The organism is Microbispora sp. CA-102843, from assembly GCF_050936215.1.
In the GTDB taxonomy this organism is placed as follows: Bacteria; Actinomycetota; Actinomycetes; order Streptosporangiales; family Streptosporangiaceae; genus Microbispora.
On sequence record NZ_JBNJNF010000001.1, the window covers coordinates 4,884,504 to 4,908,548 of the forward strand.

Annotated in this window: 24 protein-coding genes and 1 pseudogene; 14 read left to right on the forward strand and 11 right to left on the reverse strand. The window is 70.2% G+C overall.

The genetic code is table 11. The annotated features are described in order from the left end of the window. The first annotated feature begins 281 nt into the window (after positions 1–281). Genes ACQEVJ_RS22665 through ACQEVJ_RS22675 form a run of 3 tightly spaced genes read left to right on the forward strand, consistent with a single transcriptional unit; the run spans position 282 to position 3,713 of the window. Complete coding sequence (locus tag ACQEVJ_RS22665) at positions 282–1,238, forward strand: branched-chain amino acid ABC transporter permease (RefSeq protein ID WP_433104101.1); 957 nt, start codon at positions 282–284, stop codon at positions 1,236–1,238. Continuing rightward, positions 1,235–2,965: a branched-chain amino acid ABC transporter ATP-binding protein/permease gene (locus tag ACQEVJ_RS22670; RefSeq protein ID WP_433104102.1), complete on the forward strand. Its 1,731-nt coding sequence runs from the start codon at positions 1,235–1,237 to the stop codon at positions 2,963–2,965. Before ACQEVJ_RS22665 ends, ACQEVJ_RS22670 begins: the two co-directional genes overlap by 4 nt. Before the next feature lie 19 nt (positions 2,966–2,984). Then, entirely contained in the window at positions 2,985–3,713 is a 729-nt protein-coding gene (locus ACQEVJ_RS22675) for an ABC transporter ATP-binding protein (RefSeq protein ID WP_433104103.1), read from the forward strand. A gap of 49 nt (positions 3,714–3,762) precedes the next feature. Here ACQEVJ_RS22675 and ACQEVJ_RS22680 read toward each other — a convergent pair whose 3' ends face one another. Next, positions 3,763–4,986, reverse strand: coding sequence for an ABC transporter substrate-binding protein (locus tag ACQEVJ_RS22680; protein WP_433104104.1), 1,224 nt, complete (start codon positions 4,984–4,986; stop codon positions 3,763–3,765). 226 nt (positions 4,987–5,212) lie between these two features. Between ACQEVJ_RS22680 and ACQEVJ_RS22685 the strand changes: the two genes are divergently transcribed. The 3 genes from ACQEVJ_RS22685 (at position 5,213) to ACQEVJ_RS22695 (ending at position 8,258) form a co-directional block, all read left to right on the forward strand. Beyond that, positions 5,213–5,596, forward strand: coding sequence for a hypothetical protein (locus tag ACQEVJ_RS22685; RefSeq protein WP_433104106.1), 384 nt, complete (start codon positions 5,213–5,215; stop codon positions 5,594–5,596). Between the two features lie 32 nt (positions 5,597–5,628). After that, on the forward strand, positions 5,629–5,769 hold the full coding sequence (locus ACQEVJ_RS22690; RefSeq protein ID WP_433104108.1) for a hypothetical protein: 141 nt from the start codon (positions 5,629–5,631) through the stop codon (positions 5,767–5,769). Positions 5,770–5,864: 95 nt separating this feature from the next. Beyond that, positions 5,865–8,258 carry a WD40/YVTN/BNR-like repeat-containing protein gene (locus ACQEVJ_RS22695; protein WP_433104110.1) on the forward strand — a complete coding sequence of 798 codons (2,394 nt, stop codon included), beginning with the start codon at positions 5,865–5,867 and terminating at the stop codon, positions 8,256–8,258. 211 nt (positions 8,259–8,469) lie between these two features. Here ACQEVJ_RS22695 and ACQEVJ_RS22700 read toward each other — a convergent pair whose 3' ends face one another. After that, positions 8,470–8,838, reverse strand: a complete 369-nt coding sequence (locus ACQEVJ_RS22700) for a nuclear transport factor 2 family protein (RefSeq protein WP_433104112.1) — start codon at positions 8,836–8,838, stop codon at positions 8,470–8,472. Between the two features lie 144 nt (positions 8,839–8,982). Here ACQEVJ_RS22700 and ACQEVJ_RS22705 point away from each other — a divergent pair, with 144 nt between their 5' ends. Then, positions 8,983–9,720, forward strand: coding sequence for a VOC family protein (locus tag ACQEVJ_RS22705; RefSeq protein WP_433104114.1), 738 nt, complete (start codon positions 8,983–8,985; stop codon positions 9,718–9,720). Between the two features lie 97 nt (positions 9,721–9,817). Here the strand turns inward: ACQEVJ_RS22705 and ACQEVJ_RS22710 are convergent, their stop codons facing one another. The 5 genes from ACQEVJ_RS22710 to ACQEVJ_RS22730 all read right to left on the reverse strand — a co-directional run bounded on the left by ACQEVJ_RS22710 (position 9,818) and on the right by ACQEVJ_RS22730 (position 15,079). Further along, entirely contained in the window at positions 9,818–10,330 is a 513-nt protein-coding gene (locus ACQEVJ_RS22710) for a hypothetical protein (RefSeq protein WP_433104116.1), read from the reverse strand. A gap of 23 nt (positions 10,331–10,353) precedes the next feature. Continuing rightward, on the reverse strand, positions 10,354–10,995 hold the full coding sequence (locus ACQEVJ_RS22715) for a response regulator (RefSeq protein ID WP_433104118.1): 642 nt from the start codon (positions 10,993–10,995) through the stop codon (positions 10,354–10,356). Beyond that, positions 10,986–12,212 carry a histidine kinase gene (locus tag ACQEVJ_RS22720; RefSeq protein ID WP_433104120.1) on the reverse strand — a complete coding sequence of 409 codons (1,227 nt, stop codon included), beginning with the start codon at positions 12,210–12,212 and terminating at the stop codon, positions 10,986–10,988. Before ACQEVJ_RS22720 ends, ACQEVJ_RS22715 begins: the two co-directional genes overlap by 10 nt. Positions 12,213–12,345: 133 nt before the next feature. After that, positions 12,346–13,842 (reverse strand): alpha/beta fold hydrolase, encoded by a 1,497-nt coding sequence (locus ACQEVJ_RS22725; protein WP_433104122.1) that lies wholly within the window; start codon positions 13,840–13,842, stop codon positions 12,346–12,348. A 247-nt stretch (positions 13,843–14,089) separates the two neighbouring features. Continuing rightward, positions 14,090–15,079 carry a helix-turn-helix domain-containing protein gene (locus tag ACQEVJ_RS22730; protein ID WP_433104124.1) on the reverse strand — a complete coding sequence of 330 codons (990 nt, stop codon included), beginning with the start codon at positions 15,077–15,079 and terminating at the stop codon, positions 14,090–14,092. Between the two features lie 574 nt (positions 15,080–15,653). Here ACQEVJ_RS22730 and ACQEVJ_RS22735 point away from each other — a divergent pair. Then, a complete protein-coding gene (locus ACQEVJ_RS22735) occupies positions 15,654–16,115 on the forward strand; it encodes a hypothetical protein (RefSeq protein ID WP_433113364.1) in 462 nt (153 codons plus the stop codon). Here ACQEVJ_RS22735 and ACQEVJ_RS22740 read toward each other — a convergent pair. Both ACQEVJ_RS22740 and ACQEVJ_RS22745 read right to left on the reverse strand, forming a co-directional pair. Continuing rightward, positions 16,079–16,294, reverse strand: a pseudogene (locus ACQEVJ_RS22740) (IS256 family transposase); the annotation flags it as partial. The gene ACQEVJ_RS22735 and the pseudogene ACQEVJ_RS22740 overlap by 37 nt on opposite strands. 170 nt (positions 16,295–16,464) lie before the next feature. Further along, complete coding sequence (locus ACQEVJ_RS22745) at positions 16,465–17,400, reverse strand: LysR family transcriptional regulator (RefSeq protein ID WP_433104126.1); 936 nt, start codon at positions 17,398–17,400, stop codon at positions 16,465–16,467. A gap of 134 nt (positions 17,401–17,534) precedes the next feature. On the opposite strand from ACQEVJ_RS22745, the gene ACQEVJ_RS22750 reads away from it, so the two are divergent. Together ACQEVJ_RS22750 and ACQEVJ_RS22755 are read left to right on the forward strand one after the other, a co-directional pair. Further along, positions 17,535–18,779: an MFS transporter gene (locus ACQEVJ_RS22750; RefSeq protein WP_433104128.1), complete on the forward strand. Its 1,245-nt coding sequence runs from the start codon at positions 17,535–17,537 to the stop codon at positions 18,777–18,779. 82 nt (positions 18,780–18,861) lie between these two features. Then, positions 18,862–19,494, forward strand: coding sequence for a cysteine hydrolase family protein (locus ACQEVJ_RS22755; protein WP_433104130.1), 633 nt, complete (start codon positions 18,862–18,864; stop codon positions 19,492–19,494). Positions 19,495–19,522: 28 nt separating this feature from the next. Here the strand turns inward: ACQEVJ_RS22755 and ACQEVJ_RS22760 are convergent, their stop codons facing one another. Next, positions 19,523–20,536: a hypothetical protein gene (locus ACQEVJ_RS22760; protein WP_433104132.1), complete on the reverse strand. Its 1,014-nt coding sequence runs from the start codon at positions 20,534–20,536 to the stop codon at positions 19,523–19,525. Positions 20,537–20,668: 132 nt separating this feature from the next. Here ACQEVJ_RS22760 and ACQEVJ_RS22765 point away from each other — a divergent pair, with 132 nt between their 5' ends. The 4 genes from ACQEVJ_RS22765 (at position 20,669) to ACQEVJ_RS22780 (ending at position 23,444) form a co-directional block, all read left to right on the forward strand. Continuing rightward, on the forward strand, positions 20,669–21,844 hold the full coding sequence (locus ACQEVJ_RS22765; RefSeq protein WP_433104134.1) for a sensor histidine kinase: 1,176 nt from the start codon (positions 20,669–20,671) through the stop codon (positions 21,842–21,844). Continuing rightward, on the forward strand, positions 21,832–22,494 hold the full coding sequence (locus tag ACQEVJ_RS22770) for a response regulator transcription factor (RefSeq protein ID WP_433104136.1): 663 nt from the start codon (positions 21,832–21,834) through the stop codon (positions 22,492–22,494). Before ACQEVJ_RS22765 ends, ACQEVJ_RS22770 begins: the two co-directional genes overlap by 13 nt. Positions 22,495–22,779: 285 nt before the next feature. Further along, a complete protein-coding gene (locus ACQEVJ_RS22775) occupies positions 22,780–22,905 on the forward strand; it encodes a hypothetical protein (protein WP_433104138.1) in 126 nt (41 codons plus the stop codon). After that, positions 22,902–23,444, forward strand: a complete 543-nt coding sequence (locus tag ACQEVJ_RS22780; protein ID WP_433104140.1) for a response regulator — start codon at positions 22,902–22,904, stop codon at positions 23,442–23,444. The genes ACQEVJ_RS22775 and ACQEVJ_RS22780 overlap by 4 nt, the downstream gene beginning before the upstream one ends. 25 nt (positions 23,445–23,469) lie before the next feature. On the opposite strand, the gene ACQEVJ_RS22785 is transcribed toward ACQEVJ_RS22780, so the two are convergent. Beyond that, positions 23,470–24,021: a tyrosine-type recombinase/integrase gene (locus tag ACQEVJ_RS22785; protein WP_433104142.1), complete on the reverse strand. Its 552-nt coding sequence runs from the start codon at positions 24,019–24,021 to the stop codon at positions 23,470–23,472. Positions 24,022–24,045: the final 24 nt, after the last annotated feature.

The following is a 24,045-nucleotide window of genomic DNA, read 5'->3' on the forward strand; positions in this document are numbered from 1 at the left end:
TCGCCGGACGGGCATCGGTGCTGGTTACGGGCCGGCACACCACCCCTTCCGAGCACGAGCTCAACCAGACGGCGTGGCCGAGGACCACACGCCGAACCATTGCTCGGCGCCGTACTCCTCAAACCGCTCCGCCTCGGTGAACCCCAGCTGCGATTGCGACTGCGCGTTCCTAGAGGAGGGTCACCGGGCTATAGGATCCCCCTCCACAAGACTGACGAAGGGGGCGTCGACATCTCCTGCTATCACTCATCTGAGTCGCCGATCGCCGAGGACGGTGCTCGGTGAGCGGAGGGGTGGCCCTGCAGGCGTTCCTGAGCGGGTTGGCTCTGGGTGCGGCCTACGGCTTGATCGCGATGGGGTTCAGCCTCGTCTACCGGCTCACCAGTGTGATCGCTTTCGCGCACGGCGATCTCGTGGTCGGCGGCGTGTTCATCGGTGTGCTGGTGGTGCTCGGGTCCACGCCGGTGGCGGCGGCCCTGGACCTGGTGCACTCCGTCTGGCTGGCTGTGCTGGTCGTCGCCGCGGGAGCCGCACTGTCGGCAGGCGTCTACCTCGTCGCCGTACGGCCCTTCCTGCCGGGAGTCGGGCACCGGTCCACCCGCGGGGACGTCCTGGGATGGGTGGCGGGCGGCCTGGCCGCCGGGCTGCTGATCCGGGAGGTTCTCGGGCTGGTGTTCACGCAGGACGCCTACGCGGTGCCGGATCCGTTGCGCCTGGGCAGCCTGACGCCTTCGGGGGTGCTGCAACTGCCCGGGGGCGAGACGGTGGCGGTGCGCACTCTCGGGGTCATAGGGATCGGGTTGGCCGTGGGGATCCTGGTCGAGCGGCTGCTTGTACTCACCCCGGTCGGCACGGCGATGAAAGCGGTCAGTGAGGACCCCACCGCCGCCGCGCTGCTCGGGCTCCCGGTGCGGCGGCTGGTTCTCGTCGCCTTCGTGGTGGCGGGCGCGCTGGCGGGTCTGGCGGGGCTTCTGATCTCCCCGGACCGTTCGCTCGGTGTCGACGACGGCGTCGTCCTCGGCCTCAAGGCGATGGCGGCCGCACTGTTGGGCGGACTGGGATCGGTGCGTGGCGCGCTGGCCGGAGGGCTGGCGCTCGGTGTGATCGAGTCGTTCGTCGTCGCATCGAGCGTTCTCGGCCCCCACTACGCCGACGTGGTGCCGCTGGCCATCCTGCTGATCGTGCTCGCCCTCGGACGGCGGGGCCTGCGATCAGCACTGCGTGAGGACCCGGAATGACGGTCGAGCTGGCACACCATCTGTACCTGTTGATCGCGGTGTTGGGGCTCTCGCTGTCCGTCTCGTACGGAGGGCAGCCCGTCCTGTGCCAGGGCGCGTTCCTGGCCGTGGGCGGTTTCGGTGTCGTGCATCTGGAACGCGCCGGATTGCCGCTCGTCGGGGCCGCGTTCGCCGCCGCCGTGCTCGCGGCGTGCGCCGGCTACCTGGTCGGCCTGCTCACGGCTCGCCTGCGCGGCGCGGCGGTCGCGCTGTCGACATGGGCGTTCGCCTGGCTCGTGTACGCGCTGCTCCATGCGTTTCCCGCGATGTCCGGCGGGAGCCAGGGGCTGGTCCGCCCGACACCGGCCCGTCTCCACTCACCGGCCTTCGACGTGACCATCACTCTCACCCCGCCGGTGCACGTCGCCGTGGCGGGAACGCTGTGCCTGCTGTCGCTGGCCGCCGTGGCCCGGCTGAACCGCGGGCCGGCCGGCCTGGACTTGGCGGCCCTTCGCGAGGCTCCCGCGCTGGCCACGTCCCTCGGGGTGCCGGTGCTTCGCCGCAGGGCTGCTCTCTTCGCCACGACCGCGGCCATCGCGGCGGTGTCCGGCGCGGGGATCACCGTGCTGCTCGGGGTCGCGGCCCCATCCGACGTCTCGCCGCTGCTGTCCCTCCAGTTGTTCGTGGCGGCGCTGATCGGGGGTACGGCACGGCTGTGGGGGCCGGTGCTCGGCCTGCTCGTGATCGCCGTGATTCCACCGCTGGCCGACGCGCTCGCCGGCGCGGTCGGTCTGCCGGCCGAGGCATCCGGTGGCGTGCTCACCGCCTTGGCGCTGGTCGCGGTTCCGTTCCTCCGCGGGCCGATCGAACGGCTGGCGGCCCGGTGGCCCGGGCGCGCGGAGCGCCCGCGTGAGCCGGTGGAACATACCGAGGAATTCGCCACTCCCCCCGCTTCCCGGGAGGGAGTGATGCTGGCCGTTCAGGGGCTGGATGTCGCTATCGGGGAGACGGACATCCTCACGGGCGTGGATCTGGAGGTGCGAGCCGGAGAGGTCCACGCGCTCATCGGACCCAACGGCAGCGGGAAGACGACGGCCCTACGCGCCCTCGCCGGCGCCCTGCGGCCCAAGGGCGGCCGGATTCTACTGGAGGAGACCGACGTCACCGGGGCCGGCCAGCTCGAGATGGTCAGGAGGGGAGTGACCCGGACGTTCCAGCGCACCGTCGGTCTGGAGCGGCTCTGTCCTCACCGTCAGGTGCTGCTCGGGGCGCGCGGAGGAACACCGGTGCGGTTCGCCGTCGTACGGCACCTTTTCGGAAGTGCGTCGATGCAGGACCACGCGGCCCTCGCCGACCGCGAGGCATGGAGGGCGCTGCATGTGACGGAACTCGCCCGGCGCGCGTTCGACCGCCCGGGGGCGCTCGGCGCCGGCGAACAGCGTCTCCTGCAGGTGGCCCGGGCCGTCGCGACCGGGGCGCGCGTGCTCCTGCTCGACGAACCGGCCGTCGGCATGACCGGGCCGGAACGAGCCGCCCTGGCCCGTGTCCTGCGTCGCCTCGCGGCGGGCGGCGTGGCCGTCCTGCTGGTCGAACATGACCTGGCGCTGGTGTACGGCGTCGCCGACAGGATCACCGTCCTGGATCGCGGCCGGGTTCTGGCCAGCGGAACCCCCGAGGCGACGGCCGCCGATCCCGCGGTTCGCCGGGTCTACCTCGGCGATGCCGATCCGTCGTCCACCCGCGCCTGACGTGTTGAGAGGAGACCGCGTGGCGCTGCTCGACGTTCGCGGACTGTGCGCCCGCCACGGCGCTGTACCGGTGCTGGACGACGTGTCCTTTCACGTCGAGCGCAGCGAGATCGTCGCGTTGCTCGGCGGCAACGGCGCGGGTAAGACGACCGTCGCCCGTGCGGTGTCGGGCCTGCATCGGCCGAGCTCGGGCGAGGTCGTGTTCGACGGCCGGGACATCACCCGGGGTGACCCTCGGCGGATCGTCCAGGGGGGACTGAGTCACGTGCCCGACGGCAGACGCGTCTTCCCCAGCCTCACCGTCGAGGAGAACCTGACCCTCGGGGCCTATCTCGACGGCCGCAGGAAGAACGTTGTCGCCGAGCGCCGAGCGGGCGTCTACCGGATCTTCCCGCGGCTGGCGGAGCGGCGCGCGCAGCGCGCCGGCAGCCTGTCCGGCGGAGAGCAGCAGATGCTCGTCATCGGCCGCGGCCTCATGTCGGACCCCTCACTGCTGGTCCTCGACGAACCGTCGGCCGGTCTGGCTCCCACGACCATCGCCGCGCTCGCCGAGGACATCGCCGCCATCCGGGCCGCGGGCACAGCCGTTCTGCTCATCGAGCAACACCTTCAGCTGGCTTTGCGGCTCGCCGATCGGCTCGTCGTGCTGCAGGAAGGTCACGTGATCCTCAGCGGGTCCACCGCGGCGGTGGCGGCCGACCCGCGGATCGGCCGGATGTACTTCGGCGACGGCCACCCCCTGAATTGAGCCGCTCCGCCTTCCCGGAGGCCGCTTGAGCCTCCCCCGGTGACGGGCGTCAGTCCTGCAGCTGGTTCACGGACGGGATGGTGTCGGAGAGCGGGTCGTCGCCGACGGGTTCGAAGACGAAGCCGTGGAACCGGGCGAAGTACATGTCGCTGGGGTTCACCCCCTCGTGCTGGTCGGCCGCGTAGCCGCGGTAGTCGCCGTTGGCGCCGGTGATGCTGACCTTGTTCAGGGCCTCCATGAGCGGCTCGCCCGGCCCGCCGCCCTCGCTGAGCGATGCGGCGACCAGGCGAACCGCGTCGTAGGAGAACATCGGCCAGTCCGGCGGCTGCACGACCTGCTTGCCGTCCTGGCGGACGCCGACCAGATCGACGCCCATCTTCGCCTCGTAGCCGGCGCGGAACTGCTCGAACGGCACCGGCCCGACCTCGCTGGTCATCCGGAACGAGACGAAGGTGACCTGGTCGAGCCATTCCGGATGCTCGGCGAGACGCCGGCGGACCAGCGGATCCTCACCGGTGGGCCCGGTGTAGACGGGCACCTTCCAGCCCAGCGCCTGGACGGCCTGGACCGCGGCGATCACGTCGCTCGCGCTCGCCCACACCACGAGCTTGTCGGCGCCCGCCTGCCGCGCGGCCAGCACCTGCGTCGTCAGATCGGGAGAGCGTGCCGGCGCCTTCTGATCCGCCACCACCTCCACCTCGTCGACCTTGAAGGCCTGTAGCAGCGCCTCCCGGCCCTGTTCCCCGTACGTCGAGTCGTCACTGATCACGCCTACCTTGGGGCGGCTGTTCGCGATGTAGTCGGCGAGCCGGCGCGCCATCGGCTTGTTGGCCGGCGCCATGCGGAAAAGGCTCGGCCAGCGGGACGGGTCGATCAGCGCCTCGCCGCCTTCGAAGCAGATGAAGACCGGCAGGTGCGCGGGGTCGGTGATCGGCGCGACGGACGCCGCGCCGGTCCCGTCGGTGAGCAGAACGGCCGCGTGGTCCTCGACCGCCTTGCGGGCGTTCGCCGCGGCCTTGGCCGGCGACCCCGCGTTGTCGAGCACAGTCAGCCTGACCCGGCGCGATCTGGACGCAGTGGTGATCCCGCCGTGCGCGTTGAGCTCGTCGATCGCGTGCCGTGCCCCTCGTTCGATGAAGGCGCCGATCCACGGCTCCGTGGACATCGGCGCGCTGACCACCACCAGTAGGTCGTCGGTGGACGCCCCCTGCGACCCGCCACCCGAGCAGGCGGAGATCAGCACGATGAGCGCGGCGAGCCACATTGGCACCATCCGTGGCCTGTGGCCACGCCGGCAAACCTGGTAGCGTCGCCGCCCACGGGCGTGATCGCCCGTTTTGAGGGATTCCTGCCCGATCATGCGCAGGACCTTATCTCACGTCCCGAGGAACCATTTCATGAACATCACACGACTGATCGCTGCGGCGAGCGTCGCCGTCGCCGTGGCTTCGCTCGCCGGTTGCGGGGAGACTTCGAACGGCGCTGCTCAGGAAACCGCCGTGAGCACGACTTCGGCGGCGGCGAGCCCTGAGGCGGCGGGCAACGGCATCCCCTGCTCGCAGGCCGGTGACCTGACCGGCAAGCCGGACCGGCAGCCGCCCGCGGACCTGCCGGTGCTGCCCGGCGGGCAGCTCTACCTCTCCAAGGGGCCCTTCGGCAAGACCGAGCTGTTCTTCTTGGCGATGGACGCGGACCCCACCAACCTCGACGCTGTTCGTGACGAGGCCGCCGACGTGCTCGCCAAGGCCGGGTACAAGATCGAGCGCAAGGACCAGGAAGAAGGCTCAGAGGCCGAAGCGCACCTGTCCGGCCCTCACGACGTGGCCATCCAGGTGATCCAGCTGTGCGAAGGAAAGGTCCGGGTCAAGTACACATTGTCGTAGGGCACGAACCGCCGGCCCGTGGCTTCCTACATTTGTCGCACGAGACCCTGGCGACCCCGGTCGACGGATACGTGCTGCTGGAGGCGGTGCACGGGCCGGCCCCTTACGACACCGGCGCCCCGTACGGCATCGAGCGGGCGCGGAGATCACGCCCGCGACGTCCCGAAAAGTAGCTACCTTCGACAAACGTCGCATTGACTCAATACTTCCGCTCTCTTTACCTTTTGTGCCCGGCTGTCCAACGGTGGGCGGGCGATTGGGAGGCGGAATGAGCAAGACACATAAGAGCCGGATGAGGCGCCATGCCCTGCCCGCGATCGGTACGGCGGGTGTGCTCGCACTCGCCGTGACGGCAGTGACGTTCCAGGGGCCCGCCTACTCGGATCAGGCGACCCTGTCCGCGGGAAGCCAGACGAGCGCCTCTCTCCAGATTCCCGGCGAGGAGGAGGACGGCGGTCCCGCCGAACCGGCGGACTACCTCACGCAGAAGTTCACCTCCGGCCAGCAGGTGACGGCGGCGCAGATCAAGCAGGCGGTCCAGCAGGCCAAGACGCTCAAGCCGGGCGACGGCACTTGGGATCTCGTCGGCCCCGCCAATATCGGAGGCCGTGTCACCGACCTGGTCGTCGACCCGGCCCACCCCGACACGTTGTACGTCGCGGCATCGGGCGGCGGTGTCTGGAGGAGCACGGATGCCGGCAACACCTTCGAGCCGGCCTGGCCGGCCGACTACACGCAGACCATCGGCGCGCTGGCCATCGGCTCCGACGGCACGCTGTGGGCCGGGACCGGTGAGGCGAACCCGTCCGGCGGCGGCCTGACCTACTTCGGCGACGGTGTCTACAAGTCGACCGACGGCGGCAGGCACTGGCAGCAGTGGGGCCTCACCGGGAGCGCGGCGATCGGCAGGATCGTCGTCGACCCCACGAACCCGCAGACGGTCTTCGTCGCGGCCGCGGGGAACCTCTCCGGGTCGGCGAGTGAGCGCGGTGTCTACCGGCTGACCAACGGCGGCAAGGACTGGAAGCTCGTCCTGCCGACGCCGAACAACACCACCGGCGGCGTGGACCTGGCGATCGACCCGACGAACCCCAAGAGGATCTTCGCGTCGCTGTGGGACCACCAGCGCAACAGCGGCCGCCGCCTCTACGGCGGTGTCGGCTCCGGTCTCTTCCGGTCCGTCGACGGTGGGGGCACGTGGAAGCGGCTGGAGAACGTGACCGGCAAGCACGTCGCTGACGCGACGGGCACCGGCCTGCAGAGCGACCCGGGCCTCGGCCGCATCGGCATCGCGATCGCGCCCAGCGACCCGAACCGGGTCTACGTGATCTCCGGGACGACGACGGGCGCCGACAAGGGCTTCTACGTCTCGGACGACGGCGGCGACACGTTGGTACCGAGCGGTCGTGCAGGTGGCAACAGCGGCTTCGAGTGGTGGTTCGGGCGCCTTTGGGTGGACCCGAAGGACAAGAACCACCTGTTCAACGCCGATGTGAATCTGCGCGAATCCAAGGACGGCGGCGCGACGTGGGCCACCTCCAGCGGACCGCACGCCGACCAGCACATCATGCAGTGGGACCCCAACGTCGCGGACCGGGTCTACCTCGGCAACGACGGCGGCGTCTACCGGTCCGACACCAACGGCGCGACCCGCTCGTGGATCCACGCGACGTACGAGCCGTTCAACCAGTCGTACCACCTCGCGGTGGCCATGGACGACCCGAACCGGCTCGCGAGCGGCCTGCAGGACAACGGCAGCAACCGTACCTGGACCGCCGCTGCCGGGCCTTCGGACCTGACGCAGTGGAACTCCTACGGCGGCGGTGACGGCCACTACGTGGTGATCGACCCGAGCGACCACAACATCTACTACCAGTGCTCTCAGGTCGGCTCGTGCTCCCGCCACGAGGACGCGAACGGCACCACCCGCACCATCCGGTTCGGAACGCGGCACTCCTCGCGGATCACGACGGACGCCCCGGTCGTCCTCGACCCGAACGACCCCTCGATCGTGTACTTCGGCGGCAACGTGCTCGACCGATCGACCGACCGGGGCACGACCTGGACGCAGATCAGCCCGCCCGGTGACTACCTGACCGGCCCTGTGCCGCCGGAGCAGGACGACAACGGTTCCTACGCGGGCCTCTACTCCACGATCACCGCGATCGGCGTGGCGAAGACCAACGGCAACACGATCTACGTCGGCACCGACACCGGCCGGCTCTGGAAGACGACCGACCTCGGCGCCAACTGGACCGAGTTCACCGGCAAGGGCCTGCCCGTCCGGTGGGTGAACTCGATCGTGGTCGACCCGGCCAACGCCGACCATGTGTTCGTGGCCTACTCGGGTTACCGGGAGGGCGACTACGCGGCGAACATCTGGGAGACGACCAACGGCGGGAACAGCTGGCAGAACATCGGCGGAAACCTGCCGAACGCGCCTGTCGAGATGCTCGCCTACGACCAGCCGAACGACCAGCTCTACGCGGCGACCGACTTCGGCGTCTTCTACAACAAGAACGGCAAGAAGAACTGGAAGCGGTTCGGCGGCGGTCTCCCCAACACGCCGGTGCTCGACATCAAGATCACCGGTGACGGCAAGACGCTCTACGCTGCGACGTTCGGCCGCAGCGTCTGGAAGATCGCGCTTCCTCAGCAGTAGCGAGTCACACCCTGAAGGTCGGGGAGGGCGGGCGCACAACGGGCCCGCCCTCCCTGCTTTTGGTCCCCGGTCATCTCCCCCGCGACAGAGCACCACGTCTCTGTCGGCTACGGGCGAGGAGCTCAGTAGTGCCACGGCCTTCGCGACCGGACTCTCGGCCCGGGAGCATTGTCGTCGCCGAGCCGGACCGCCCGTGATCGAACTCCTCCGGTCAGCGGTAGTCGTTCTCCTTCAGCTCGGTGACCCAGGCACGACGCTCTGCGATCTTGCCGTCGCGCATAACGAACACCTCCGCCATGGACATGCGCATCTCGCCGCCCGCGACTCGCTTCACCGTCCCGGTGAGTTCCGCCATGACGACGTTGTCCTGCTCGACCATCCGCACGACCTCCAGGTGAGGAGGGTCGATGAGTTCGGGCGGGCCATCGATGGCCCTGTCGTAGGCGTCTTTGCCGGTCAGATGGAAGGCGCCGAAAACGGTCCACTCGATGTCGTCGGTCAGGCAGGACAGGATCTGCTCGTGATCGTTCTTACGGAACCCGTCCAGGTAGGTGTTGACGGTCTCAATGTTCTGTGACATGTCTGCTCCTTCGAATCGGGTGTCGTCCGTGGGACGCCCGGCGGCTGCTCCCCCACCCCGCTCGGACCGTAGACCTCGGCGACGGACCTGAACCACGTCCTGCGTGAACATCCTGATTTATCTGTCGGGCATAGGGTTGGCGGCATGGCGCTGCGGCTTGTTCAGGTGAATTTCAAGGCTCGGGACGACTCGGCGCTCGGCCGGTTTTGGGCGGAGGCGCTCGGCTGGGGTGTTTCCAGCGAGGGACCCGGTGTGACCAACGTTGAACCCGTGGACTTCGTCTGGCCGGACCCCGTCGCCGTCTGCGTCGATGTCGTCACCGTCCCGGACCCCGAAACGGTGAAGTACCGCGTGCACCTCGATCTCGCCACCACCTCTGCGGCCCATCAGACGGAGTTGGTCGCGCGTCTGAAGGAGCTCGGTGCGACGCCCGCCGATGTGGGCCAGGGCGACGTCCCGTGGACGGTCCTGGCCGACCCGGAGGGCAACGTGTTCTGCGTGCTGGAGCCTCGGGAGATCTACCGGGACACCGGGCCGATCGCCGCGGTGGTGGTCGACTGCGCGGACCCGCGGGCCATGGCCGAGTTCTGGGGCGAGGCGATGGACTGGACCCTGCACGAGGTGACCGACGATCATGCGCGGCTGCGCTCCGCCAAAGGTGTCGGGCCGTATCTTGAGTTCCTCCGCACTCCCGACGTGAAAACCGTGTGGAACCGCGTCCATCTCGACCTGCTGCCGTACCGCGGTGATGATCAAGCGGCGGAGGTGGCCCGGCTGCAGACCCTTGGCGCGACGCTCGCCGACGTCGGCCAGGGCGACGTCCCGTGGATCGTCCTCGCCGACCCGGAGGGCAACGAGTTCTGCGTCCTCGCTCCGGCCTGACGCGGAACCTCCCCCGCCTGCGTGCCGGACAGCGGCAAGCCCGCTCGACGTATGTCAGGCGTGTGCGCTCTCACGTGACCAGGGATCTCATCGCGCCTTATGACGGATCGCGTGACGCGGGGCCGCAGGTCACCTCCGCCGCGGCCGCTGGGCACGGCATGGTCCAGTCGGGCGTCGTCACCAGCACGCCCACGCCGGGGGGTGCGCTCAAGGTGTAGACGGCGCGGCAGCCGGGATCCACCCGCCCCAGGTCCCGGGAGCACGTCACCTCGACCCGCAGCGTCTTCCCCGACTCCCAGGTCTCGCTCACCGAGGGTGACCCGCCGTGCCAGGTCGTCTCCCGCTTGACAGAGAGGCGTCCGGGAACCCCCGGAGCGACCCGCACATCGACGCTGCCCCGCACATCCACGATGATCTGAGGCGTCGTGACGGCGTACGTCACGGTCCTCGTCTCGGTCGACCTCTCATCGAGGACCGACGACTCGTAGGAACCGGGGAAGGAGAAGTCGTAGCTGTGGGGAACGCGGATCTCCGACCACGCCGCCAACGCCATCGCCACCACCGCGGACACGGTCAGCGCCGCTCCGGCGGCGATCCATCTGGTCCGCACCGCTCTTCGCATCATGTCGCCTCTCAAATCTTCAGGAATCGCAGTACGGCCAGCACCCGCCGATGATCCTTCTCGGCGCCGGAGAGCCCGAGCTTGGCGAAGATGTTGTTGATGTGCTTGCCGACCGCACTTTCGGAGACCACGAGTGCCTCGGCGATGCCGGCGTTGGACCGTCCCTCCGCGATCAGCGCGAGCACCTCGTACTCCCTGCGGGTCAGCAGGTCCAGCGGATCGCTGTGCCGGCGCACCAGCAACTGGGCGACCACCTCGGGGTCCAGGGCCGTGCCGCCCGCGGCGACCCGCCGCAGCGAGTCCAGGAACTCGGCGACGTCGGCCACCCGATCCTTGAGTAGATATCCGATGCCCGTCGTGGCCGTGGACAGCAGCCGGGTCGCGTAGCGTTCCTCGACGTACTGCGAGAGCACGAGGATGGGGAGCTTCGGCCGCCGGTGCCGCAGCAGCAGCGCGGCGCGCAGGCCCTCGTCGGTGTGCGTCGGCGGCATTCGCACGTCCGTGACGACGAGATCGGGCTCGTGGTCGTCCACCGCCCGTAGCAGCCCCTCGGCGTCTGACACCCCGGCCACGACTTTGATGCCGGCTGATCCGAGGACCCAGACGAGGCCCTCCCTGAGGAGGACGGAGTCCTCGGCGAGCACTACGCGCACGGCAGCTCCACCTCTATCGTCGTCGGGCCGCCACTCTGGCTGTCGATGCGCAGGGTCCCGTCCACCGAGCCCGCACGCTGTGCGAGGCCGCGCAGGCCCGACCCCTTGGCGGGATCAGCGCCCCCTTGGCCGCTGTCGCGTACGACGATGCGGAGCACGTCACCGTCGCGGCGCACGGTGACGTCGGCCTCGGAGGCCCGTGCGTGCTTGGCGACGTTGGTCAGCGCTTCGGAGACCACGAAGAACGCGACCGCCTCGATCACGGGAGCGGCCCGTTCCGGCACATCGACGCTGAGCCGTACGGGGAAGGGGGCGCGCGCGGCGAGGCCGGACAGCGCGGCGTCCAGGCCCTGGTCGTTGAGCACGGCCGGGTGCAGCCCCTGGACGACGTCGCGCAGTTCCTTCAACGCCTGCTTGGCCTCCTCATGCGAGCGCACGATCACCTGGCGGGCGGGCTCGGGCAGGTCGGTGAAGGCGGTGCGGGCCATGCCGAGGTTCAGGGCGAGCGAAACGAGCCGCTGCTGCGTGCCGTCGTGCAGGTCGCGTTCGATCCGGCGGCGTTCCGCGTCGGCGGCCTCGACGACCTCGGCCCGGCTCTCCCGCAGAGTCTCCACTCGCCGAGCCAGCTCGTCGTTGAGGCTGGGACCGAGCAGTGCCCGCGCCGCGACCGTGTCGAGAGCGGTGACCCCTCGGAGCAGCCAGGGCACCACCACGAACAGCGCGAGCGCGGCCGCGGCGGGCAGTGCGGTGGTCCAGCCGCCTCCGGCGATCAGGAGTTGCACGGTGATGACGGCCGCGACCAGGCACGCCGACCACGCCACGACCCCGCTCAGGAAGCCCACCGCGCCGATCAGGGGCCCGAGCACCAGGTGATAGGCGATCTGCCGCCACAGGCTGCCTGATCGCGCCTGCAGGAGAAGCCGTCTGAGCGGGCTCCCGTCCTGGGAGAGACGCGGCAGCGGGGGGATGTCGTGGTCGAGGAAGGCGGCGAACCGGGAGCGCTGCAGCCAGGTGAGCAGCGGCACCATCCGGGTGAGGATCAGCAGTGCTATCAGGGGGACGACGACCGTCCACGCCAGCACTATCGACAGCGCGCCCAGCCCCAGGATCGCTGCCAACGAGATGAGCGCGATCGGGACGCCCGTCGTCACGTGGATGGTACGGAGCCAGGTCGGCGACGACCAGTGGCCGCGAATCCGGTCCCAGGGGGTGGTCATGCGCCAACCCTAGAGAGCGGCACGGCTCGACGGCATGACCCGGATATCCCAGAAAAAGGTGAGGTAAACCCCACCTTTCTCCGAGCCGCGGCCTGATCAGGAGCACCGTATGGGCATCTTTTCCGCCGCGTCATCACGATCGGGGTGAGCAGAGGGTGCCTGCGGGAGCCGACGTCAGCTTCGTCAGATACCGATCGGCATGCCTCGTCACGCACGGGTCCTTCGCCCGCAGGTAGACGACGTGGACGGGGCCGTCATAGCGGACGGTGGCCGAGCCTGGGATCCTGCTCACCAGGAGCTCGGTGACCGGAAAGTCACGGTCGCCGCCGAGTCCCAGCGCAGGAGGCAGGCCGGTCGGCAGGGGGCGTAGTGGGTTCACCGGCCGGTGCCGCCAGCCGGAGCAGGCCAGGGCCTCCAGCCCGATGCCGACCCCGCCACCGAAGTCGCGGGAGATCCGCTCGCTGTAACGGCGGTCGCCGACAAGCGCGTCGTACCCCAGCCTCACCAGGCCGTCCGGGCACCGGGTCGCCGCCGCGCCGGGCGAGCTCCAACTCGCGGAGATGCCCAGGATCTGCTCGCCGAACCAGGCGAAGTCGCCCTTGCTCGCCTTGAGCAGCGCGTCGGAGAACTCCGGTGCCTTCTCCGGAATGGGGAGGACCATCCGGGCCAGCGCCTTGAGGTGCAGATCGGTCAGTCTGATCTCGCCCAGCCGGGCGGAGGCGTACGTGACGGGCCTGCGGCCGGTGCTCTTGATCAGCTCGCGCCAGAGCGTGCGCACGTTCCGCCCCCGCAGGGCGCACGCGTCGTCACCGGCGCACCACGTGGTGAACCGCTTGAACGCCGCCTCAGTGGCCCGAAGTTGCGCGCGTTCCATACCGCGCCAGCCCACCGTCGAGTCGGGTGTGCTGTCGAAGACCAGGGCACGGACGTGCCCAGAGTGAAGCCGCGCGTAGGCGGCGGCCGGAACCCCGCCGTAGGAGAAGGCCAGCATGTTGAGCCTGTCCTGGCCGAGAGCGATGCGGATCGCCTCCATGTCCCTGGCCACCGAGACCGAGTCCAGGTGGTCGGCCAGACCGGTCGTGTCGTCCTGGCGGCACCGATCGACCAGGCGTTCCAGGCCGGCGGCCTGGGCCTCGTACGCGGCGCGGTCACGCGGGTCGTTGAGCGGCAGCCCGGGAACCCCGCACGAGGGCGGCAGATAGCGCCCTGCCACGCTGGTGCGCGGGTTGTAGCCGACGACATCGAAGTGCTTGCGCAACTTCGTGAACGACTCCGGAGCCGAGGAGAGGACGCCCTGGATCCCCGGGCCGCCGTCGGACACAACGAGAACGCTGCCAAGGCGGAGCGACGACTCGGTGGCCGGCAGCCGGGCGAGGTCCAGCTTGATCGAGGCCTTACCCGGCGCGGACCAGTCCACCGGCACCTCGATCGTGGTGCATTCCATCTCCGCCGGGCCCTGGCCGGACGGGCACGCCCTCCAGGTGAGGGTCGGCGCGGCCTTAGCCGCTGCCGGCAGTACGGCCAGGCCCGGGAACGCGGACAGGGCCGACAGGGCGACCGGCACGATCTTCACCCGATATGCGGAGCGGACCGGTGCCGGTCTGACCGGCCGTTTCGTTCGGTTTGTCATGCGCTCACCGTAGAGATCACAACTGGCCCGGTGACATGGCCGAGGCATCCCAAAACAAGGTGAGGCACACCCCACCCTTCGCACGTGCGCCCAGCCCCACTGGAACCCCGACCAGAAGGCGGACCGCGGGGCATCCAGGAGAGGCGCGAGCCCCTCCCCCGCTCTCGGACCCGGTGGGTGATCGCTCGCGTCAGCTGCGGAGCGTACTTCGATCAGGCGGCGCGGCCGGGCCAACTCCCAGGTTGCGTCACTCTTCCCTCTGAACATCCGCCGGTGAGCCGGTGAGAAACGCACGCCGGTATTCGGAGGGGGACATGCCGTAAGCGGATCGGAAGGCACGAGAAAAGTGCGGCTGGACGGCGAAGCCCCACCGGCCGGCGATGGCCCGGATGGGCCAATCGGCCAGGGCCGGGTCGGTCAGGTCGTGTCGACAGCGATCCAAACGGCGCGTGCGGATCCACTCCGCGACGGTGCAACCGCTGGTTTCGAAGAGCCTGTGCAGGGTGCGGATGGAGATGTGATGGGCTTCGGCGATCCTCGCCGGTGTCAGGTCGGGGTCCCCGAGCCGTTGCTGAATGAATCTCTGGATCTGCAGGTACAGAGTCTGCCGGCCGGACTCGGGCGGCAGCGCGTCTGTCGTCTCCATCTCGTGGGCGATGAGAGCCGCCGTCAGGTCGACCAGTACGTTCGACACGCGGATGGCATCCGACGGTGTATAGCTGCTCAAATCGCGGGCGGTCTGAGCGGCACAGGTCCATAGCAGCGCACCGACCCCGCTGCGCCCGGACAGGCGGGCTCCGATGAGGTTGCCGGTGACGGCCGGTGGGACGGGGAGCAGATTTCGCGGAATATGAAGCGCCAGATAACGCCCGGCGCCTGGCTCATACCACCCCTCGTAGGGTCGGGAACTGTCGCCTATGGAGATGTCCCCGGGATGGAATTCCGTCTGACTGTCACCGTAGGCCAGCACGTCGGAAGCCTGCTCGTGAAACACCACATGATAAAGCTCCGGATCCGAACGGCGGATCAGATCGGCACCGCGATACATGGCCAGGCGAGCCGTACTGCGCGTGGCCGTCCGCTCCAAGCTCACCGCACCCAGGTCTCCTACGGCTATCCGTCCCCGGAAACCGGCGTTCGGATCGCCGCGCACTTCCGTCGGCGCGACCTCACGTAGTGCTGCCTCCCGGAAGTAGGCCAGCCCGTCGGAAGGCTCGACATCTTCCGTCGTCACCACCGTGTACAAGGTGGATCGTCCCCCGAACCACAACATAGTGGGATGAAACGCGTTTAGGTCATCATTACTTAGTGATCAAGGTTCTTGTCAAGGTTCACGCTGTAGTCGGCGTGGCCTTCCGGATTGTTCTCCGGCACACACCGCAGATCAGCGCCTTGCGCAGCCGGCGATCTGCTGGACGGTCTCCTGGCAGGCGTAGTACGCCCCCGCTCGGCGAACGCGGACTGCTGTGCTCCGCGTGCCTGTCAGACAGCTCAGACCCGGCAGCCGATCAACCATCAGCGTTCGCACGGGCCAGTAGCACGTGGCAGGCAGAGTCAAGCACAAGGCACGCGTTATCAACGACATACAGCCTCACCTTCGTAATGATCTGGTTTGCGCGAATTCGGTGTTCGAGAACAGGGGGATACGAGCCGGCCGATGTCGGAAGTGGCTGATCTTCGGAACGTGCGACTCGGCACTGAATGCACTGGCCGCTTTTGCTCTGATGCCACACAACCCGGAAGCGGTTAGACCTGCAAGCGCGTACGCCAGAGTCCCGACGGGGGGCTCCTGCAAAACGAAGAGGAGAGAAATGACGTTCGGTCGTAGGTTTATGTCGACCGCCACGGTGGGGGCGCTTGTCGTGGGCGGACTCTCGGTCACCCTGTCCGCGGGTCCGGCGAACGCGTCCGCGGCGAACTGCACCAACGGCGCCAACGGCTTCACCAGCATCCCGTACAACAAGTCCGGTACCGTCGAGACCAGCAAGGACCTCGGCGGCGGACGGCAGGCGGAACTACACATCGCATGGATCAACGGCGTCCCCCACAGATGGGCCAGGATCAGCGGAGCCACCAAGGCCGGAGATCTGGTCTGGATGGACTACAGCACGACCTATGGGGACGGCTGGATTCAGTGTGGTCCCTTCACCGTGCAGAGCAACGGGTCACCCAATACCAGCGCAGCGCACAAGGCGACCCGCGCGGCCGGCGAACAGTTCCGCGCCTGCGGGCGACGGGTCGATGGAGACTCCATATGCGGGCCCTGGTTGTAAGAGGTCCGGCCAAGGGAACTCTCGGCGCGCTGGTGCGGGGCGGCGCCGATGACCGTGGTCGCCTCCGCCTCCATGGGGGCCTGTAGCACGGCTTGCAGGGCTTGGCGGATGACGTCGCCGGCGTCGGCGGCATTCAAAGGCTCCAGCAACTCGAGCAGGGCGGACTGGTCCAGAGCCATCGTGTGATGTCCTTCGCGAGAACCATGGCGGGAACTCGCTGACCGTCACACGGTGGCTCCTCGCATGTCCGGGAGTTGCTTCACCAGCTTGGCGTTACACCACCCGAGGGGACGTCGCCCGGAGCCGCCGACTCCCGGTCCATCGGTCCGGCCCGCCGAGGCGGCGGCGTTCAGCGCGGGATCGCCCAGTCCGGCACCCAGGTCGCGGCGGCGTCGTGGCCGGCCGCCGTGGCGGCGAGGTGGGCGCGGAGGGTGGCCAGCGCGGGGTGGGGGTTGTCGCGGTGCCACAGGAGCGAGTGCGGGTAGACGGGCGTGGGGTCGGTCACCGGGATGCGGCGCAGGCCGTGGTCGGCGGGCCAGATCAGGCGGGTCTGCTCGCCCATGAAGGTGGCCAGGGCCGGAGTGTCGGCGACGGTGTCGAGGAGCGCGTCGGAGCCGAAGTTGGGGCCGGTCGCCTCGATGGTCAGGCCGAACTCGGCGACGAGGTCGTCGTAGTAGGCGGCCCATTCGGTACCGGGGACGAGGCCGGGCATCCAGATCCGATGCCCGGCGAGCTGAGCGACGGTCACCGACCGGGCGCCGGCCAGCGCGTGGGCGGGGCCGGTGAGGAGCTGGAGCGGCTCGTCGTGCACCCGGACCGACTCGATGCCCTCGGGAAGGGGCCGGCCGGGCATGGCGACGGCGCGGAAGGACGCGTCGATCGCGCCGGATCGGATGGCGGCGAGGGCCGTCTCGATATCGAACAGCATCACCACGTCGAGGTCGATCTCGGGGTGCGCGTCGTGGAAGCCGCGCATCAGGCCCGACGCCGCGCCGCGCGAGTTGAGCATGTCGACGCGCAGTGCACGGCTGCCCGTGCGCACGGACGCGACGGCCCGGTCGGCGGCGCGCAGCAGCTCCCGGGCGTGGGGCAGGAACGCCTGCCCGTCGATGGTGAGCTCGGCGCCGCGCGGCGTGCGGGTGAACAGCCGCACGCCGACGTTGCGCTCCAGCGCGGCGATGCGCTTGGAGACGGCCTGCTGGGTGACCGCCAGCTCGGCGGCGGCCTCCTGGAATTGCCCCGCGTCGGCGGCGACGACGAAGGTCCGGACGGTGTCGAGGTCCATGCGGACACCCTATGAGTACAACCGGTGGTTGTGGCCGGATGGCCCTGTGGTTGTTTGATCTCCAGGCACCGTGCTCGCTTTGATGCTTCCGATCGCACATCGGTTGTGCGGGTGAGTGACGAGGAGCGTCGGACATGAGGAACGGGCACCGGTTGGGGCGGCGGTTCGGGTGGCTCTGGGGAGCGTACGGGACCAGCGCGCTCGGCACATGGCTCGCCTTCGGCGCGTTCCCGCTTATCGCGATCCAGGTGCTGCACGCCGGGCCGGCGGAGGTCGCAGCGTTGTCCGCCGTGGGGGCGGCGGTGGGCGCGGCCGTGGCGGTGCCGCTCGGCCCGTGGGTGGAGTTCCGCCGCAAGCGGCCGGTGCTGATCGGGATGGACCTGGTGCGGTTCGCGGCGCTGCTGACGATCCCCGCCGCGTTCGCGCTCGGCGTGCTCTCCTTCGTCCAGCTCCTGCTGGTCTCGGTGGTTGTAGCGGCGGCCGACATCACCTTCCGCGCCGCCTCCGGCGCGTATCTGAAGACGCTGCTGCCGGCCGAGGACCTGCTCGTCGCCAACGCCCGATTCGAGTCCACGTCCTGGACGACCACGATCATCGGACCGCCGCTGGGCGGTGCCGCGATCGGGCTCCTCGGTCCGGTGGCGACGGTGGTGGCCGACGCGGTCAGCTACCTGCTCTCGGCTTTGGGCATCCGCGCGACGGGCGGCCAGGAGCCGCAGCCCGAGCGCCGGGAGACCGCGCGCATGCGGGCCGGGGACCTGCTCGACGGCTGGCGGTACATCCTCGCCGACCCCACACTGCGCCCCCTGTTCTTCAACACCGTTTTGTTCAACGGCCTGGTGATGGCCGCCGACGCGCTGCTGGCCGTCCTGATGTTGGGCTGGCTCGGGTTCGCACCGTGGCAGTACGGCCTCGCCTTCGCCGTACCCGCGATCGGCGGGCTGCTCGGTTCACGGCTGGCTCGACCGCTCGTCACCCGGTTCGGGCAGCACCAGGTCCTGGTCGTGGCCGGGGTGCTGCGCGCGCTCTGGCCCGTCGGCCTGGCCTTCGTGGGGCCGGGCACCGGAGGGCTGCTGCTGGTGATGGGCGTCGAACTCGGGCTCATCTTCTGCTGCGGGGTCTTCAACCCCGTCTACACCACCTACCGCCTCGAACGCACCGCGACCGACCGGATCACCCGCACGCTGTCCGCCTGGGCGGTGACGACCAAGGCCTCGACCGCGCTCCTGACGGCCGCATGGGGCGTGCTGGGCGGCCTGCTCGGCCCGCGCACGGCCATCGGCCTGGCCGGCGTGCTCCTGCTGGCGACCCCGCTGCTGCTCCCCCGCCGCGCCGCGGCGCCCCTCGCCGAACCGGAGCCGGCACCGAACCGCGTCTGACGGGCCGCCACGGCCGTCACGGTAGTCGACCCCGGCATGCGATCTCGCAGGTCAGGGCGCCCTCATCACCCAAGGAGAGAAAATGACCGTCACGACCCCGGCGCTGGACCCCCGGACGGCCGCACTGCTCGTCATGGATTACCAGCAGGGAATCCTGGCCGCGCTCCCTGGCCCGACCAACCCGGAGGCGCTGCTGTCACGGGTGGCCGGCGCCATCGCCGACATGCGGGCGCACGGCGCCGCCATCGCCTACGTGCGAGTCGGATTCACCGAAGCCGACTGGGCCGCGATCCCACCGGCCAACAGGACGTTCTCCTTCCTCGGCCGGCAGCGCCTCATGCACCACGAGGAGCCCGACACCACCATCCACCATCAGCTCGCTCCCGAGTCCGGCGACATCATCGTCCGCAAGACCCGCTACGGCGCGCTGTCCACGACAGACCTGGACCGGCAACTGCGGGATCGCGGAATCACCACCCTGGTCATCGCCGGCATCACCACCAGCGGCGTCGTACTGTCCACCGTCACCGATGCCGCCGACCGCGACTACCAGGTCTACGTCCTCTCCGACGGCGTCACCGACCCGGACCCGCAAGCCCACCAGACCCTGATGACCACCATTTTCCCGAGACTGGCCCACATCATCGACACCGCCGAACTGCGCTCGCTCCTGCACGAGAGCCATCCCGATCGGTCGAAGACCGGCAGGGCATAACCGGCAACTCGTCCCTCGGTCGCACGGTTCACCGCATCCTCGCCGAGAGTGAAGAGGCGCCGGTGAGGCCGGCGACCCGGCGGCCCAGCACGGCGAGCAGACACACCATGACCACGCCGACGGCCGCCAGGCAGGCGCGGTCGGCCGCCGTGTCGGTGTTGGAGATCAGGCCGAAGGCGGTGTGGGCGATCAGGGCGCCGGAGGCCAGGGCGAGGCTGTGCCGGTCGGTCCACAGGCCGTCGGCCGTCCAGCGGCGCAGGAGCCAGGCGGCGGTGACCGCCAGAACGGCGGCGGCCGACATGGGCACGACCACCCACCCGCCGTGGGTGAAGGCGGGCTGGGTCGCGCCGCCGAAGGGGAACAGCGACGCCAGGTATCCGAAGGCGGCCACGGCGCCGAACACCCCCGCCGCCGCCGGCGCGGGCGGCCTGATCGAGGGCATCCCCGGGCGGGGCTTCAGCCGCAGCCCCGCCGCCACCAGCAGGACCACGGCGGCCGCGCAGCCCGCCAGGATTACCGGTGGCGCCTCGTACCCGGGGTCGATGGCCGTCACCACCGTCACCCGCAGCAGCAGCACGCCGAGGACGAAGACCGTCCCGGCCAGCCAGGTGCCGAGCCTGCCCAGGTAGGGCCGGTCGCGCAGGGACGGGACGATCAGGTCGGTCAGGAGGATCGGGATCGCGGCGCTGAAGACCGCGTGGTAGGGGATCTGCAGCTCCGCGTAGGCACTGTTCAGGCCCAGGATCCGGGGCGCCCACCCGGCGGCGCCGTAGATCGTGGGGCTGCTCAGCGCCTGCAGCGCCAAGCCCTCCTCGACGATGCCGTAGGCGGCGCCGAGCAGCAGCACCCCGGTCCAGCCCGTCCCGGCCCGCCGCACCAGCTCGCGCACCAGGACGACGCCCGCGCCGTATATCGGGATCCACAGCAGCAGGAGCCAGGCCATGCGCAGCGGCGGGTTGCCGAGGGTGAACTCGGCCACGAGCGGTGTGATCACCGCGAGCAGCAGTGCGGCCAGGCGGCCGCGCGTCTTGTTCGCCGTCATGCGGCCAGCGTGTTCCGCGTACACCGCCCACGTCTGCCGTCCCGGGTCCTGCCCGTGGCAACCCAGGTGACAACCCGGCGTCGACTTTGGTTGCTGCCGTCGGCGGGCCCGCCGTCATTACGCTGGGCGTCCGTGACGGCAGACGTACGGCCGGGCCCGGCGAGGACCCGGCGGGACCGGGCGATCCGGGCCGGGGGCGTCGCCTGCGCGCTGGCCGCGGCGGCGGTCGTCGTGCGAGGCGACCTCGGCGCGGCTTCCGGCTGGTACCTGGTCGCGGACGTGGCCGGCGGCGCGGCGGCGAGCGGGGCGCTGTGGCTGTCGCGCCGGTGGCCGGCCACCACCGCGCTGGCGGCCGTGGCGCTGGCGGTGCCCGCGGCATCGGCGTCGGTCGCGGCCGGCATCGCCACGCTGATGACCGCCCTGTATCGGCGCTCGTTCGTCGCGATCGGGGTGGGCGCGGCCTGGGTGGCGGCGACGCTGGCCCGGTTCTGGCTGCGGCCGCCGGGGCTGGCGCCGTACCCGGTGTGGGCGCTGGTCGCGGTGCTGTTCGGGGTGGCGCTGACCGGATGGGGGATGCTGGCGCGGGCCCGCCGCCAACTGCTGCTGTCACTGGCGGAGCGGCTCCACAGGGCCGAGGAGGAGCAACGGCGGCGCGTCGAGCAGGCCCGCCACACCGAACGCCTGGCCATCGCCCGCGAGATGCACGACGTGCTGGCGCACCGGCTGTCGCTGCTGGCGTTGCACGCCGGTGCGCTGGAGTTCAACGCGCGGGCCGACCCCGCCGAGGTGGTCGAGGCGGCCACGGTGATGCGCTCCAGCGCGCACCAGGCGCTGCAGGAGCTGCGCCAGGTCATCTCGGTCCTGCGCGAGGCGCCCGTCCTGGCCGGGCTCGACCTGCCGGCCCTGGTCGAGGAGGTACGGCAGGCGGGCGTGAAGGTCGAGATGCACGACGGCGGCGTGCGCCTGCCCGACCTGCCGGGCGCGACGGCGCGGGCCGCCTACCGGATCGTCCAGGAGGGCCTCACCAACGCCCGCAAACACGCCCCCGGCCGGCCGGTGACCGTACGCCTCGACGGCGGTCCGGGCCGGGGGTTGACCATCGAGGTGCGCAACCCCGTCGCGGCGTCCACGGCTATTTCTGCGGCTATTTCCGCGGCGGGTTCCCTCGCGGGCGAAGGCGCCGGCCTGGCCGGGATGCGGGAGCGTGCCGAGCTGGCGGGCGGCCGGGTGGAGCAGGCCGGGGTGGAGAAGGGCGGGGTGGAGATGGGCGAGTTCCGCCTGGCCGTCTGGCTACCATGGCCGATGTGAGCGCCATACGCGTGCTGGTCGTGGACGACGACCCGCTCGTCAGGGCGGGTCTGACGCTGATGCTCAGGGGCGCCGACGAGCTCGTCGTGGTGGGCGGCGTGGCGGACGGCGCCGACGTCGGAGCCGCGGTCGACGCGCACGCGCCCGATGTGGTGCTCATGGACATCCGGATGCCGGGCCTGGACGGGATCGACGCCACCCGGCTGCTGCGGCGGCGGCCCGACCCTCCGCACGTCATCATGCTGACCACGTTCGACGCCGACGAGCACGTCTTCGGCGCGCTGCGCGCCGGGGCCAGCGGGTTCCTGCTCAAGGACACCCCGCCGGAGGGCATCGTGGACGCGGTCCTCCGGGTCGCGGCGGGCGAGCCGATCCTGTCCCCCGGCGTGACCCGGCGCCTGATCGCCCACCTGGCGCCGGAGGCGGAGGACCGCCGCCGCGACGACGCACGCAGGCTGCTGTCCAGACTCAGCGACCGCGAGCGCGAGGTCGCCGCCGCGGTCGGCCGGGGCAGGTCCAACGCAGAGATCGCGGCCGAGCTCCACATGAGCGTCGGCACGGTCAAGAGCTACATCTCCCGCATCCTCGCCAAGACCAACCTGGACAATCGCGTCCAACTCGCCCTCATCGCCCACGACAATCCGCTCTAGCCAGGCCCGTTTCCCGTACATGACCACCAAGTACGGCCGAGGCATGGCCATCTGCAGTGGCTGCGGACGGGTTGGCCTGTGGGCGTACGTCCCCGGGCCGATGCCGCGTGGGGGGCGGCCGGCGGAGGCCCGCGAGGCGCTGCGCACCATCGAGGCCACCAGCAGACAGACCCTGTCGAGCCTTCGGCGCACGCTTGTGGCGCTGCGTCAGGCCGACCGGGGCGCGAGCGCCCCGGATGCGGCGCCACCTGGAACGGATCGGCTCACGGCTTCGGCATCGTAGGCATGCGGGAGCGGGTCGGCCTGCTCAACGGCCACCTCAGCGCCGGGCCGCGCCCCGAGGGTGGTTTCGGGGTAGCGGCCCGGCTGCCGCTGCCCGAACCCGCCGGAGTCGCGGTGAAGGCCCGATGACCGTCCGGATCCTGCTCGCCGACGACCAGCCGCTGGTGCGGTCCGGGCTGCGCGTGCTCATAGCCGACCACCCCGACCTGGAAGTCGTCGGTGAGGCCGCCACGGGCTCCGAAGCGGTCCGGCTCGTCGGCGACCTCGTCCCCGACGTCGTGGTGATGGACATCAGGATGCCCGGCATGGACGGGATCGAGGCCACCCGCCGCATCACGGCCGGCCCGGCGACGACCCGCGTCCTCGTCCTGGCCACCTTCGACGAGGACGACCACGTTTACGGCGCGCTGCGTGTCGGCGCGAGCGGCTTCGTGGTCAAGGACATGGCGCTGGATGACATCCTCGTGGCGATCCGCGTGGTCGCCGCCGGCGACGCACTGATCGCGCCGAGTGTGACGCGCCGTCTGATCTCGGACTTCGTCGGGCGTCCCGGAGCTACCCCGGAGCGCTTCCCACGACCGATTGAGGGCATCACCGAGTGGGAACGGGGTCGAGGAACCGGCGGACAGCCGTTGGCGCTGAGAAGGATCTTGATTGCATTGAGCTGAGGCTGCTCCTGGTTGCGACGCTTCCTTAGCTCGTTGCCCGGTCCCGGCGTCGGCGTGCGGCGCGGATCTCGGCGTCGGCGACCTTGTCGTCCAGCAACGCGTACAGCTGGGTGGTTTCGGTGGAGGCGTGGCCGAGGCGGCGGCGGACGGCCTCGATGGAGACGCCAGCGTTGATGAGTTCGGTGGCGTGGGCGTGGCGCAGCTGGTGGATATCGATCTCGACGCCAGCCTGCGCGCAGTAGCCCTGCCAGCGGTGGTGAGCGGCGTCATACGACAGGGGTCCGCCCCGGCCGTTAATGGAGGCGCGGAACAGCGGCCCGGCGGTGTAGCCGGCGCGAGCCAGGTAGAGCTTGAGCAGGGTGACGTACCCGCGGTCGTCCAGCAAGACGGTGCGCACGCTGCCGCCCTTGCCGTGGATGCGGACGTGTTCGTCGTCCAGGCGCAGGTCGAGGTCCTCCACGTACAGGCCGCAGACTTCGGAGGCGCGGGCGCCGCACACGTAGGCGGTCTCGAACAGCACCCGATCCCGCAGCCGGTCCAGCGGCGTCTCCTTGCGCGGCCGCCGCGAACAGATCACCGCCCATTCAGCTGTCGCGAGTTG

Excerpts from the sequence above, each read along its gene's own strand:
- ACQEVJ_RS22770 (WP_433104136.1), top strand. The coding sequence starts at position 21,832 with ATGGCCGATGTGAGCGCCATACGCGTGCTGGTCGTGGACGACGACCCG.
- ACQEVJ_RS22725 (WP_433104122.1), bottom strand. The coding sequence starts at position 13,842 with ATGACAAACCGAACGAAACGGCCGGTCAGACCGGCACCGGTCCGCTCC.
- ACQEVJ_RS22680 (WP_433104104.1), bottom strand. The coding sequence starts at position 4,986 with ATGGTGCCAATGTGGCTCGCCGCGCTCATCGTGCTGATCTCCGCCTGC.
- ACQEVJ_RS22735 (WP_433113364.1), top strand. The coding sequence starts at position 15,654 with ATGACGTTCGGTCGTAGGTTTATGTCGACCGCCACGGTGGGGGCGCTT.
- ACQEVJ_RS22705 (WP_433104114.1), top strand. The coding sequence starts at position 8,983 with ATGGCGCTGCGGCTTGTTCAGGTGAATTTCAAGGCTCGGGACGACTCG.
- ACQEVJ_RS22700 (WP_433104112.1), bottom strand. The coding sequence starts at position 8,838 with ATGTCACAGAACATTGAGACCGTCAACACCTACCTGGACGGGTTCCGT.
- ACQEVJ_RS22750 (WP_433104128.1), top strand. The coding sequence starts at position 17,535 with ATGAGGAACGGGCACCGGTTGGGGCGGCGGTTCGGGTGGCTCTGGGGA.
- ACQEVJ_RS22670 (WP_433104102.1), top strand. The coding sequence starts at position 1,235 with ATGACGGTCGAGCTGGCACACCATCTGTACCTGTTGATCGCGGTGTTG.
- ACQEVJ_RS22720 (WP_433104120.1), bottom strand. The coding sequence starts at position 12,212 with ATGACCACCCCCTGGGACCGGATTCGCGGCCACTGGTCGTCGCCGACC.
- ACQEVJ_RS22745 (WP_433104126.1), bottom strand. The coding sequence starts at position 17,400 with ATGGACCTCGACACCGTCCGGACCTTCGTCGTCGCCGCCGACGCGGGG.
- ACQEVJ_RS22755 (WP_433104130.1), top strand. The coding sequence starts at position 18,862 with ATGACCGTCACGACCCCGGCGCTGGACCCCCGGACGGCCGCACTGCTC.
- ACQEVJ_RS22760 (WP_433104132.1), bottom strand. The coding sequence starts at position 20,536 with ATGACGGCGAACAAGACGCGCGGCCGCCTGGCCGCACTGCTGCTCGCG.
- ACQEVJ_RS22775 (WP_433104138.1), top strand. The coding sequence starts at position 22,780 with ATGCGGGAGCGGGTCGGCCTGCTCAACGGCCACCTCAGCGCCGGGCCG.
- ACQEVJ_RS22780 (WP_433104140.1), top strand. The coding sequence starts at position 22,902 with ATGACCGTCCGGATCCTGCTCGCCGACGACCAGCCGCTGGTGCGGTCC.
- ACQEVJ_RS22695 (WP_433104110.1), top strand. The coding sequence starts at position 5,865 with ATGAGCAAGACACATAAGAGCCGGATGAGGCGCCATGCCCTGCCCGCG.